This is a genomic window from Photobacterium phosphoreum, from assembly GCF_002954725.1.
In the GTDB taxonomy this organism is placed as follows: Bacteria; Pseudomonadota; Gammaproteobacteria; order Enterobacterales; family Vibrionaceae; genus Photobacterium; species Photobacterium phosphoreum.
This window is the reverse complement of record NZ_MSCQ01000002.1, coordinates 1,159,327-1,173,127: the sequence shown is the minus strand read 5'-3', so window position 1 is coordinate 1,173,127 and position 13,801 is coordinate 1,159,327. Positions and strand designations below refer to the sequence as shown.

The 13,801-nt window shown below is 40.4% G+C and carries 10 protein-coding genes; all 10 read right to left on the bottom strand.

Annotation, left to right across the window (positions count from 1 at the left end; all coding sequences use genetic code 11):
- Positions 1-20 precede the first annotated feature (20 nt).
- The 10 genes from BTO21_RS17035 to fucP all read right to left on the bottom strand — a co-directional run bounded on the left by BTO21_RS17035 (position 21) and on the right by fucP (position 13,792).
- Positions 21-1,589 carry a DUF2264 domain-containing protein gene (locus BTO21_RS17035; protein ID WP_082056823.1) on the bottom strand — a complete coding sequence of 523 codons (1,569 nt, stop codon included), beginning with the start codon at positions 1,587-1,589 and terminating at the stop codon, positions 21-23.
- 85 nt (positions 1,590-1,674) lie between these two features.
- Positions 1,675-3,294, bottom strand: a complete 1,620-nt coding sequence (locus BTO21_RS17030; protein ID WP_045028561.1) for a sulfatase family protein — start codon at positions 3,292-3,294, stop codon at positions 1,675-1,677.
- Positions 3,295-3,364: 70 nt separating this feature from the next.
- Positions 3,365-4,648 carry an anaerobic sulfatase maturase gene (locus tag BTO21_RS17025; protein ID WP_045028557.1) on the bottom strand — a complete coding sequence of 428 codons (1,284 nt, stop codon included), beginning with the start codon at positions 4,646-4,648 and terminating at the stop codon, positions 3,365-3,367.
- Between the two features lie 208 nt (positions 4,649-4,856).
- Entirely contained in the window at positions 4,857-7,301 is a 2,445-nt protein-coding gene (locus BTO21_RS17020) for a polysaccharide lyase 8 family protein (RefSeq protein ID WP_105026930.1), read from the bottom strand.
- A gap of 209 nt (positions 7,302-7,510) precedes the next feature.
- Positions 7,511-7,807, bottom strand: coding sequence for a SemiSWEET transporter (locus BTO21_RS17015; protein WP_045028556.1), 297 nt, complete (start codon positions 7,805-7,807; stop codon positions 7,511-7,513).
- Positions 7,808-8,137: 330 nt separating this feature from the next.
- Positions 8,138-9,070, bottom strand: coding sequence for an alpha/beta hydrolase (locus tag BTO21_RS17010; protein WP_105026929.1), 933 nt, complete (start codon positions 9,068-9,070; stop codon positions 8,138-8,140).
- A gap of 197 nt (positions 9,071-9,267) precedes the next feature.
- Complete coding sequence (locus BTO21_RS17005) at positions 9,268-10,284, bottom strand: substrate-binding domain-containing protein (protein WP_045028553.1); 1,017 nt, start codon at positions 10,282-10,284, stop codon at positions 9,268-9,270.
- Between the two features lie 35 nt (positions 10,285-10,319).
- Complete coding sequence (gene rbsK / locus BTO21_RS17000) at positions 10,320-11,237, bottom strand: ribokinase (protein ID WP_045028551.1); 918 nt, start codon at positions 11,235-11,237, stop codon at positions 10,320-10,322.
- 161 nt (positions 11,238-11,398) lie between these two features.
- On the bottom strand, positions 11,399-12,415 hold the full coding sequence (locus BTO21_RS16995) for an aldose 1-epimerase family protein (RefSeq protein ID WP_045028549.1): 1,017 nt from the start codon (positions 12,413-12,415) through the stop codon (positions 11,399-11,401).
- A 54-nt stretch (positions 12,416-12,469) separates the two neighbouring features.
- Positions 12,470-13,792 carry an L-fucose:H+ symporter permease gene (gene fucP / locus BTO21_RS16990; RefSeq protein ID WP_045028548.1) on the bottom strand — a complete coding sequence of 441 codons (1,323 nt, stop codon included), beginning with the start codon at positions 13,790-13,792 and terminating at the stop codon, positions 12,470-12,472.
- Positions 13,793-13,801: the final 9 nt, after the last annotated feature.

Here is a 13,801-nt window from a genome sequence, read left to right as displayed (position 1 = left end):
AAAAAAGTAACTAAACGAAATCAAAAGAAGTGTGACATTTTGGATGAATAGCAGGTAATACCTTTACGCAATAAGTTATTCTTTGGTCTTTCCGCCCGCCCAAGTATATTTTCAAGCCAATAATGGCGGGGTAATTGTGGATCTAAACGACGAGATAATGGCGTTTGCTCAGTGATATAATCATTTTTGAATATTACTACCACCTCTTTCGTTTCGAAAATGCCAATCACTTGCGCATTTATCGCTGGCAATGAAAAATTAAAATCCCCTTGCTCAATCGGTAATGGTTGTTGCTCGGCTTGCCACAAGCCACAGCGATCCCCACAAAATAAAGCAATGTTGAGTGCTCGTAACGACCAAAAGCTACTCGCAGGGCCACTGTAGTTATCAACCAGACGGGTATCGTCGCTAAACAATCCTTGGGTTGGCGCACCATGTTGCATTGCACCATTGCCAATAAAATATTCCAAGCTAGTTGCAAAGGCGCGTTGAGCTTCACCAGCAGAAATTACATCACTGTGCTGATCAATCGCCATAATTAATGGCGCAGCGGCAGCTAAACGGTAACAAGCACTACGGCCAAAGAAAGGCAAACCTTCAGCGGTAAATAAATAGCGATATTGGCTAACAAAATCCGCAAGAGTTTGATGAATAAATTCACTATCAAACCCTGAATCAATTTGATCAAGCCAATAGAGTGAGTAATGAAATCCCCACGCGTTATAGTAATCGTAGTTACCTTTAGCGCCATCACGAAACCAGCCATCACCAACATGAAATTGTTTTACCCGTTCATATTTATCGTAAGCAACGGTATCTTCTCCCGTTAACGCCTTAATCACTAATTGCACCGTTAACGGAAATAAGTGCCAATTATTATCCACTGTTTGGCAGTGATTCACTTGCTTAAACCACGTGATAATTTGGGTCTGCTCAGCAGTGGTCATTGGTTGCCAAACATGTTCACGACTCAGCCATAATGCCAGCGCTAAATCGGCACTTTCACAAATACGTTGATCATAATCGTGTAATGTTCCCCAATACCCCGCATGTCGAGGATCAGTTCCCGCTAAGAAAGCATTGCGCAACATAGCAATAAGATCCAAAGACTGACCATTTAGCCCCGCTAGCGGCTGCGAACCATGTTGGCTTATCCACGCTGCTAATGTTGGCAATACACGGCTAGAGCCTTCCATCGCATCGGTACGTGCACTTTGCTGACTCGGGCGACCAGGATAATAAGCATGGCTATAATCCCATACTGCGTAATGCTCAAACGCTTCAGCAACATAACGTACTAAGTATTCGCATTTATTCTCAATACTTAGCGCATCATCAGTAAAACATGCCGCTATTGCAGCATCATTATTAGAATAAGTAGGCGCTTTCATTTTTAAACGCACTAGTCGCTGTTTAAATAGCTTAAAGTACATCGCAATGGTTGGGTGTTCATAAGGAATAGTTGGTCGCTCAGTTGCTTGAATCGTTTTCGCTATATAGGGTGGCTGTAGCGTTATATGATGAGGTTTGGTTAATCTATCCAACTCAGGCTCAGTGACTGCGGTAGGTGTTTGAATATCATTTATCATTGTCGTCCTCCATGGACAATAACGCACCACGATCATATTGATATCCCTTCAACATAACGGTGATGCGATAATATATAATTTGTTATTAACCTTTTGCTGATTCAGTTAATACTTGATAACGATCTTGTCCCCATGCCACTGGCTTAGGTTTATCTTTGATCCACTCATAAAAAGCTTGTTTCATTTGCTTCACTTTTTGTGGGTATTGCAGAGCCAGATCTTTTCGTTCACTTGGATCAAGCTTGTCATTGAATAATTTCACTTTATTAGTGCCATCATCATAGAAATACAATGCCCATTCTTGATCACGAATTGCCCATGAACCTTTTGATAATTTCTCTACATTTGGATTTTTAGGAATATCATTCGATTCATAAGTGATCCATTTCCAGTAGCCGTGCCAAAATGCATCATTTTCTTCACTGTAATGCTTGGCACCAGGGCCAGCCCAGTAAATGTATTGGTGTGGCGATTGTTTTGTTTTACCTTCAAGCACTGGCAAAATATTTTTACCATCAACCTTCATTTCTGCTGGAATAGTAATCCCCGCCGCTGTCAGTGCTGTTGGCAAAATATCTAATGCTGAGATCAAAGTATCATTGGTACCACCAGCAGGAATATGCTTCGGCCAATAAGCAACAAATGGCACCCGCACACCACCGTTATACATCTGGCCTTTATAGCCACGATCCATACCATTCATTGGCATTGGTGACTCATGTACCGCGCCATTATCCGATAAGAAGAAAATGAGCGTATTGTCTAATTCACCCTTTTTCTTCAGCAGTTCAACAATTTGTCCAAGCCCTTCATCGGCAGCATTGATCGCCGCAAAATATTTATCTGCTTCAACGTTACCCGTTTTAAAACGCTCCATATATTTCGCAGGTGACGCTTCTTCTAAGGGAATATGCGGCACACTAAACGCAAGGTTAATAAAGAACGGTTTATCGCCACTTTGCTCTATAAACTGCAACGCTTCATTGGTTAAGTTATGGGTTAAATAACCCGGTGCTGGAATATTTTTACCATTTTGATAAATAGCAGGTGAATCCCATAACGCGGCACCAGAGGCGTAAAAACTGTAGGAATAATTAAATCCACGTTGTTCTGGTGAATATTCTTTGGGGGTGACAGGGATCTGATTATCGTGGTAATCACGCGTTTTGTTGTTATCTGCAACGGCATTTTTACTGCTTATTTTTGAATTGTGCCACTTACCAATATTGGCAGTATTGTAGCCATTTTCTTGAAATAGAGCAGGAAGTAGTTTGATGTCTAATGGCACACCTTGCAGCGCATCATCATTACTGTAAGTACCAAAACTGGTTGGGTAACGACCGGTAAAAATACCCGCACGCGAAGGACCACAAACAGGGTGAGCCACAAAGGCATTGGTCATCTTCACGCCTTGCTGAGCTAAACTTGCCACGGTTGGCATTGCACGTTTAGCAGCATCCACCATTTTATCAAAATCACCTTGATAACGTACTGGGACAGGACGATCAGCCAAGGTCTTTTTATCTAAACTGTCTAATGCAAAATCTAACTGACCTGTCCCCAGATCATCCATCACCACTAATAATACATTGGGTTGTTTTGCAGTGGCAGTCTCTGGGGCTGCATTCACCACAGTAGAAGAGGCCATGCAGGCAGCAGCCACAAAACTCGCAATTACCGTCTTCTTCGTCGAGGACAGATTCATTATATACTCCTTGTAATATACTGCTGTAACACACAGCAATATGGCTTTAAATTCAATTAAATAACTAATATTATGCTGAGCGAAGTTGCGCTAAATAAGGTAATGCATCTACTGCTGTACCACCTTGTTGAATCGCCTGACTCATCATGTGCATTGCAGGAGCGGTATGGCGGAAAATCTGCTGATAGGAACCACACAGATAATTTTGTTTATGCTTTTCACCCACAACACTCACCAAACGATGTTTAGGGCAACCGCCATAACACAACCCATGCACCTCACATTGCTGACATTGTTGAGTCAGCTTTTGAGATTTAGCACTGCCAAAACGCTGTTGTTGTTTACTGGTCGCGAGTTTCACAAGTTCTGTGGTCGCAATATTGCCGAGTTTATTGGCGGGATAAACATAATGATCACACGAATAAATATCGCCATTGGCTTCAATCACCATCGCTTGACCACATTCTTTTGATTGCACGCAAACAGAGGCAGGATACCCAAGCCATGTCGCTAAAATACTGTCAAACATTCGCACAAACACAGTACCGACATCGTGCTGTAACCACTCATCAAACACTTCACTCATAAACTGACCATAACCCTCAGCAGGCACTGAAAAATGGGTTAATGGTGCATCTTTTTGAGGTGAATAATGACCGCTGGTATTAGTTTGATATTGCGGTTGGACTTCAACGATAGGAATAAACTGTAAGTGACGCGCTCCAAGTGAGGTTAAAAAGCGGTAAGTCTCACGGCCTTTATGCCAATTTTGATCATTGATAACCGTAAGAATATTAAATTCAACCTGATATTCTAAAAGTAACTCAATCGCTTTTTTAACTCGCTCAAAAGTGGGTTTACCGTTCACTGAAATACGATATTTATCATGTACTTCAGGAGTACCATCCACAGAAACGCCAATCAGAAAATTATGTTCGGCAAAAAATTGCGCCCACTGCCGATTAATCGCCACCGCATTGGTTTGAAAGCTATTGGTAATATTTTTACCCGCGCCATATTGGGCTTGATATTTAACCACGTTGCGGAAAAAATCTAGCCCAGCAAGCGTGGGCTCTCCCCCCTGCCATGAAAAGTCGATTTCAGTGCTATTTTGGCTGGCAATATAATAGCGGACATAACGCTTTAACGTGGCATCTGACATTTGATCACTACTTGGTATGGCCGCATTCGTCGTACTTGCAGCCGATCCACAACTGTTACTACTGGTATTACCAACCACGGTTTCTTTTTCTAAATAAAAGCAGTAATCACACTTTAAATTACAACGATAACTGGTTGGCTTAGCCATCATATGAAAACGTGCTTGCTGAGAATGGAATGAAGACAAAGCCATAATGAACCTTTAAAAGACTTTCGAAATACTGATAACGCATAATACGAAAGAAAACGAAAGATTAAAGCGGCAAGGATCACAAACGAATAAAAATGAAAGCTAACGTAAGTGTTTTGTCTTATAACGCAGAAAATAAAAATAAAAAAACTGCTGCTGAATATATAAATACATATCAGCAACAGTTATAGAGCAAAGTTTACGGCTCACATTAGCTAGCAGATAATTTTTTCAGAGTAAACGGATAACTTTGACCAACTAAACCTTCGACATTAATCATCAGATTTCCTTGCCCATCAAGTTGTAATCGCTGCTCAGAATCAGTTTCAATCTTAACTGACTTATTTAACTTTATATGTAACATCGTTTGCGTTTGTAATGGATCACTAACCACTATATTTAACTCACGATCATCTTTTTCAACCATGATCGCCATTTTGGAAACTGCAGTGATCTGCTTGGTGATTACAACGGCTTGGTCTGTCCATACATTAGCTGCTGTTATCTCTTCATCTTTATGAGTGACGATATGGGCTAAGTGATCATTACGACGTACTTTAATCGGCATTTCTTCAACAAACTCTTGAGCATCTTCTTTATCCGCATTAGGCAGTAATACATAGGCATAATGATCATTCTGAGGTGTTTGTTCTATGGTGGCGGCAACAAAATTTGCACTCACTTGTCCACTACGCGTTCCAATTTCACTCCAATCACCACTGCGTAATTGCTGTTCAACAGTAACGGTGGTTGGCTGTAAGAATACATAGCTAATATCTGCATCATCAAGCTCATTATTGCTAAGTGTTAATGTCCGTAATTTCATGGTGTGGCTTAATTGTGGTTGCCAACGCTTACCGTTAACAAACAGCTTATTATTACCAACTTCGGCTAATTTTCGATTCATCACGGTTGTGGTAATATCAGCTTGAGTTGTAGAACTAATATCTGAGCCTAGCATCACGATCTCATCTTCAAACATAAACCATGACTTATTAGCCGTTAACGTATTATCCCAGTTGCTAAACGCCATGCCTGCAGCACCAATCTCTTTCAAAGCCACCGAGCCAACCCAATCCATTTGTGTTTGACGCCCCCCTCGAATTTGATTTCGCTGACCACCACAATCAGACATCAATTGATTATCGACCGTGGTTCCTTCTAGTCGATAACGGTTTACTGCCGGCCAATAGTCTTGGTAATGATCAAGTTGACCATTGTAGAGATAGCCCATCCCATCTCCAGTAAACCACCCTTGTTTATTTTCATTATTCATACATTCAAAATTACCAAGACGGCTAGAATGCATTGCTAAACTAAAGGTCCAATCATCACCACGATAAACGACGCGATCCATTGCTGGATAATTAAAGAAACCTTGCAACTGTTGCTCGCCATTAATACTGGTATCAGCCATTAATAGTTTGGCTTTTTGGTAGTTACCAACATGATTAATCGAAGTAAAAAAATCAATAGACGTATCTTGCGTGATCTGTGTTTTAATTAAATCTTGTAACCGTAATTTTGTTTGTGGATCGGCGCCATCAAGATAATGTAATAATGAAGCAATCACTAAATGACCAACATGATGGCCTTGTTCTGTAGGCCGAGAAATAGCACGCCCGTTCACAAACTCCATCATGGTGCCACGTTCCAATAATGGCGCGTAACTTTTAAAAATAATAGGGTAAATATTTTTAAGCACAGGATCGGTTGCTTGCCAAGGTGAGCCCGCCACTAAATGTAATTGCGCCCCTAAACCATTAAGTAATACATTGCCATAAGTGCCGTTATAGGCAATATCGTAATGCTGTAAAAAGCTACCATCACTATAAAAGCCATCACTGGTTGTCACTTCCGCTAATACGGGTGATAAAGCAGCGATAGAGGCTTCTATTTCAGCGCTATTGTTATCCAGAATACCTCGTAGAATAACCACTTGAGTATTATCAGTGCGGTTACCCCCCGTCGATAAACGATAATGAGGGTTACTTGACACATCAGCACCAGGCCCTGCACCTAAATGGGTTGTCTCTGGAGTGAAATAACGTGTTGCTTGAGTATGAGTGGTAATTAATTGCTGCGGTAATTGGTCATATAACAACACTAAAATATTATGAATATCTTTCGGTGTACCGAGCTCCCAGTGCCACCAATTACCCCATTCTTTAGCACCAACTTTATAATAATGTTGGTTCAGAAATGCCATGCCATCAATAATAGCCGTTAATAACTCAGCACTATTTTGCAACTGTCCATCACGTAGACGGTAGGCTTTCGCCATACTAAATAATCGCTGATAAGAAGTGCGGATATTAGCTCCTAATACCTCTTTACCCGCATCCGTTTGAGCATCTAAAACCACATCATTCCACAAACTAGTACGAGTAGAATCTGTTAGCATTGATGACCAATGTTGGGCTGCTGCATTATTGGTTATAATAACGGTTTGTTTTAATATCGCGTCGAAAGGAATAGTTGCATCACCAAGAAAGCTCGCCGCCCAACGTTGGCGTAACGCTTGATACTCAACCAAAGTCTGTGGTTGTTGATTATTAGCAACAGGTGTGGTGTTAAGTTGAGCGAATACAGGGGTAGGTACTATTAATGTTGATAATACCACGGCAATAGATACCGCTAAATTAGCATGTTTCATTATTCCTTTATCCTTCCGTTATTAATTTTCGTTTAATTACGGTAAAGGATATTTTGAAAGTAAAAAAGTACACACATCACTATTAAACGTTTAAAAAGTGGTCATTATTTTGCTTTTAGTCACAATATCACAACTGAAAGTTAATATTTGTAAAAACGAAAGTAATAACCACTTAATACAATAGTTAAATATAAATTGTGTTTATAGCGTTAAAACGTACCGCCGGTATGCCAAAAGATACCAATCACCATAGCCATATCCATTAAAAACCCTAAACTGTTGCCAACCCAAATAGGTGGGTTTTTATGAACAAAACCGTACACTGCCCATAATGCAGCCAATAGCGCATAAAGTACCCATGTGGTTAACGATAACCCTAAAGCATGCTCACTATGAGAAAAAAATAATTTATATAACTGTGGCAATGTTGCTAATGGACCTACGACCCCCATCAATAACATAAAAGGTTCAAATGCTGTTGCTAAATGCTTAAAACGAGTTGTCATCTATAATCCTTATATTGTGTCGGTATCCTGACAATAATATTCTAAAACACATTGAAAAAACTCTATTTATTACCTATTGATAACAATTCGTGATCAGTGTTCACAATAGACACTTTTTTCACCCACCAACCATTGACTTACTATGCAATCGCACTATTCTGGATTGAACCGAAATTAAAAAACAATTCACTATGGAAGGTGTTATATGGATTTATTACGCGGCTTATATTTACTACTAGAGTCAATGTTTGAATAATGAAACAAGTATTCCACCATCATTGAGTCGTAAGTAATATTGAACATTATTGCTTACGGCTTCACTTATCTTATTTACTGATCTTCAAACAAAAATTCCCCTATTTTTTCATATGTCTGCTGACAATGCTGTGGCACGATATTCTCTAGATTTAAAAATGCATGCACCATATCAGGAACGTGGTAATGCTGGGCACAAATACCTTGCTGACGTAATTTGAGATAATAATAAACCCCTTCATCCCGTAGTGGACAAAACTCAGTCGTGATCATTAATGTTTCAGGAAATGTCGCACATATTGGCAGCCATAATGGTGAGGCTTTATATTGATCATACTGGTCCTGAAAGTATTGCTCAAAATACCATCGAATTTTATTTGTCTGTAGAAAATAATTATGGCTATTAATCACCGTCGAAGGCAACGATAAGGTGTAATCAAGGCTAGGATAAATAAGCACTTGCTTACTAATTTTCACCGTATCATCATCTTGTGTTAATGCACACATTGTCGCCGCGAGCGCACCACCAGCAGAATCACCGCCAATCGCAATCCGTGATATATAACCAATACCAATCCGATCCAGTGTTGGTAGCAAATGCTGTAAACATAAATAAGCATCATCAACTGCGGCAGGATAAGGATGTTCAGGCGCTAAGCGATAATCAACCGCAACAATAATATGCTGACAGGCTAACGCTAATTTACGGCAGATAGGATCATAGACATCAATACTGCCCGCAACATGCCCACCACCATGAAAATACATCAAAATAGGCAATAGTTGTTGAGGTTGCGGGTGATATACCCTGATTGGCACATGCTCAATAGCATCATCAATAATCATTGCTATAGGAGGGATATCAGTAACCAATGACTGTGTAATAGTGGCTAATCCTTGCCGCGCGCGCGTTGCACTCAACGGAATACCTGCTGCATTTAATGCGGCCAGTTGCAGATTAAATCCATCTAGCCACACGGCTAATGAGTCATCTATTTTACGGTTCAATTGTCTGATCTCCTTTCACAAGGTTATCTATTGAGTCATGACATGAAGAACATCAGTTTCATCAGTAACATACCGATATCTAAATTATAATCTATTGGCGTAAGTTGATACTATTTGAGCAAAAAAAAGATGATAAGTGGGGAAACTTATCATCTTAGTAAAACATTATGTTATTCAATATTGGGTGATACGACAGATTAATGGCTGTCAGCGATAACCTTCACACTGCTACGAGTCACTAAGGTTGGCTCAAGTTGAATAGTTTGGGCATCACTGGTTGGATTATCTAACCGTTTAAGTAAGGTTTCCACTGCAGCCTGCCCTAATCGGTACTTTGGCTGATGGATAGTGGTCAATGCGGGCGACATAAATTTTGCAATATGAATATCGTCATAACCAATCAGGGATAAATCATTGGGAATATCAATACCACACTCATTCGCGGCATTAATAACCCCCATTGCCATCATGTCATTAGACACAAAAATAGCACTGGGTAAGCAGTCATGTTGCTGCATTTTCATAAAGGCATCATAACCACCTTCACATTCAAAATCGGCTTCCACAATCCAATCGGCATTAAAGATTAAACCCGCTTCATTGATCGCGCGCTTATAACCTTCATAACGCATTTGCGCTTGGTAACGAATCAAAGGTCCTGTAATACAACCAATATCAGTATGGCCAGCGGCTATCAAATATTGGGTCGCCATATAACCACCCCGCAGCGAGTTATCTTGAATCTTATCACTACTAAATAGCATTGATCCCCAATCCATCACCACAACGGGAATATCAGGGTAATGATCAAACATTTCAATCCGTTCACCTTCTAGCGATGAACACATCAAGATCAAGCCATCAACCCGCTTTTGCAATAAAGTATTAATCGATTCGCGCATCCGTTGGTGATCACCTTCGGTATTGCACAGAATAAGGCTATAACCATTCTGATAACAGCTACGCTCTACGCCTTTTACCACTTCACCAAAAAAAGGATTGGTTGATGTCGTCACCAACATGCCTAAGGTTTTGGTACGATTCACTTTAAAGCTACGTGCCAATACCGAAGGACCACTGTAATGCAGTTCTTTAGCGGCGTTATTCACCCGCTGTGAAATTTCTTCACTGACAAAGCGGTTCTTGTTAATAACATGGCTCACAGTGGATGTAGAAACCCCTGCTAATTTTGCGATATCTTTCATCGTTGCCATGTTATTGATCCTTTTATGAGTAATGCCGTTAGCAATTATTGCTGAGCAAGAAAATCGTCAACCTCTTTACGGGTTGGGATAGAGGTTTGCGCACCAAAACGCGTCACTGAAATAGCAGCGGCAGCATGAGCAAATTTAATCGCTGATTCTAAAGATAAATCTTCCAACAAACCAGTCACGAATGCACCGTTAAACGTATCCCCTGCCGCAGTGGTATCAGTCACTTCAACATTGAAGCCCGCAATAATATCGCCACAACCGTTTTGGCTTAACCATACACCTTTGGCACCAAGGGTGATCATCACGGTGTTAATGCCTTTCGCATGCAAAATATTCGCCGCTTGTTGCGCGCTTTCAGCATCAGTAACCGTTATGCCAGTTAACACTTCAGCTTCAGTTTCATTAGGAGTGATCATATCTACACATGCGAGTAACTCATCAGATAATACACGAGCCGGTGCTGGGTTTAGGATCACAACTGTGTTTGCATCTTTCGCCACTTGCGCAGCTTTTTCAATACCACACAATGGGGTTTCTAATTGCATTAATAGATAGTCAGCTTGGCGAATACGCTCTAAATCAGGTTCAATCGCAGCGGCTGTTAGTTTTGCGTTAGCTTCTGCAGAAAGACAGATACTGTTCTCACCGCTATCTGATACTTGAATCATTGCAATACCCGTCGGACAATTAGGCTCCATTTTTACTGCAGTGATATCAATGCCATCCATACGGAAATTCTCACGAATATTGATCCCAAATGAATCATCTCCCACACAAGCAATAAAGCCGATATCTGCATTCAAACGCGCAGCAGCTACTGCTTGATTCGCTCCCTTCCCCCCAGCAATAACTTGATAGTTACGACCGTGAAGCGTCTCGCCTGGGCGAGGGAAAGAAGGGACTTGCAGAACATGGTCAGCGTTAACACTACCTAATACCACTAACTTATTCATAGGGTTTTCCTCGGCTCTTAGTGAGCCTTTCTAATAGAACATAACAAAAATGGATGATTTTAATTTTTAGCTGAATTAACCGTTAAAATAAAAAATCAAAAGCATCCATTTTACTCTCTCCTACCATCACTAAATAACATTCAGGAGAGAGTAAATACACATTATAACGCTTGGCAAATACCCGTACGTACGCTAAAGCAGCGTTCTTCATTCGGTTGAAGATAAATCAAAGAACCCTTCTCTTTAGCCGCTAAAAAACCTTCAGGTCGACAAGTTGCAGGTAATGCAAAAGCAGCAACTTGTTGATCACCACTGCATAATAACCATCGTGTCGCACAATTAAACTCATGGGTATCAAACTCGGTTTGCAGGTATTTATCAGCATCGATCTGCATCTTAAATACGGCTTTGTCGGCATAACGCGCAATGTCATCCATGCAATACACCACTTCTGGATCATGCATTTCAGGTTTATCTAATATAGAAATAGGTGCTGATGTTTTCAAACTTTCATTGTATGCCAACCACTGCGCTGTTGGTTGTACGTGTGCAGGTACAGTTTCACGTAACATTAAGGCACTATCTGGAATATTCTGCGTCATCACTGCATTTTCAACATACGTCGCGTTGATGTGACACATATACTGCAACGGCATATTCACAGTGGCAAGATTTTTCACCACCATTTTAATATCAAATAAGCTAGCGTCTTTATTCAACTGTACCGAAGGCATTGCTAAATAATGATCGCCAAAGCCCATTACATATTCATAAGAGCCTTTGATAACAACACGATCATCATTAATTTCTAACCATGCAGCATCCATTGTTGCACAAGGCATTTCACCATGTAATACATGATCATCTTGTGGCGATGGGCATCCCATACGGATCATGCCCGCATGAAAAGCAAAGCACCCATAGGTTTCAACCACTGTTTTGGCAAATTTAGGCTCAGAGAACATATTTTTCATGCATAAATCAGTATTTAAAAACTGTGCATCCCAAATCATCTGTCCCATAAAAGGCAATACCACTAAATGCCCTTTTGCATTTTTAATTTCAATCGCATGTACACCTGAATGATACAGGAAGCTGTGAATTTCAAAATGTTCAGACTGAGCGATTAAGGTTCTTTGTTTGGTGAAATTTTCTTTATATAACGGTAAGGTAAACATATTCAATTCCTCGCAAAAACTGACCACCCATGTTTGAGTGGTCATAATAGAACATTACGCTTTAGCAGCTACAAAGTTGAATTGTTGCTTGTATTTCTTTTCATTCATAAAGTAGACAAACACGACGGCGAAACATAACGCACTAACAATGAATGAAGATTGTAAGCCAATATTATCGGCAAGTAGACCTTGAATCACAGGAATCGCTGCACCACCGATAATCGACATCACCACAAAGCCACCTGCTGTTTCGGTGTAGCGTGTATCAACCGATTGTAAAGTAGAGGCAAAAATCGTTGCCCAACAAGGTGCAAATAATGCTGATGTCCCCACAGCAACCCAAACAGCGCTGAAGTTAGGAATAAAGGTAACGTACATCAAGCAAACAAAACCGATTGCGGAGTAACCCATCAATACATTTTCTTGTGAAGTCTTAGTGAATAAATAGTTCGCTAATAACTTGCCTAAGAAATACATGATAAAGGCATACAATAAGTAGTTCGCTGCGTCATGCTCAACCATATTGTGGTCTAATTCTAGTGCCAAACGGATAGTGAATGACCACACCGCAACTTGCATACCAACATAAGAAAACTGAGTCGCAATGCCTTTGAAGAAGCGCTTATTACCCATTAAATAAGATAGTGTCTCGCCAAATGAAGGTTGATTATCTTTGCTATCTGATGCCGCTTTACAGTTAGGATATTCAGTCATCGCAATCAAAATAGCAATCGTTGCAATCACACCGACTAACCACTTATAAGGTTCCAATGTCTGTTGCAATACTTGATCTTTAAATGCTTCAAGCTCAGGACCAGTTAGGGTTGCCATCATATGACCAACATCAACGCCTTCTTGGAAAATCAAGTGCTTACCTAGTAGTAAACCAATAATGTAACCCATTGCATTAATGGTATGAGAAACGTTTAAACGTAATGTTGCACGCTCAGGCTCACCAATCATCGCAGAATAGGTATTACATGACGTTTCAAGAAACGACAGACCAATCGCGATACAGAAAATAGCCGCTAAGAACATGGTGTATGTGCCGGCGTGAGATGCAGGGAAGAACATCAAACAACCAAAAATATACAGTGCTAAACCTAATAAAATCGCCAATTTATAAGAGCTTTTCTTCACCACCATTGACGCTGGAATAGCCACTAAAAAGTAAGCGCCATAAAACGCCGACTGCACCAACGCTGAAGCAAAGTTAGACAGATCAAAAATGGATTTAAACTGGGTGATCAAAACATCATTCAGTGCTGCCGCCGCAGACCAAAGTGCAAACACTGACGATAATAATAAAAATTGGAATATCGGGGTTTTATTTAAAAAACCATCAGCATGTTGAATTGTATTATTTTTAATAAACATAATTTATCT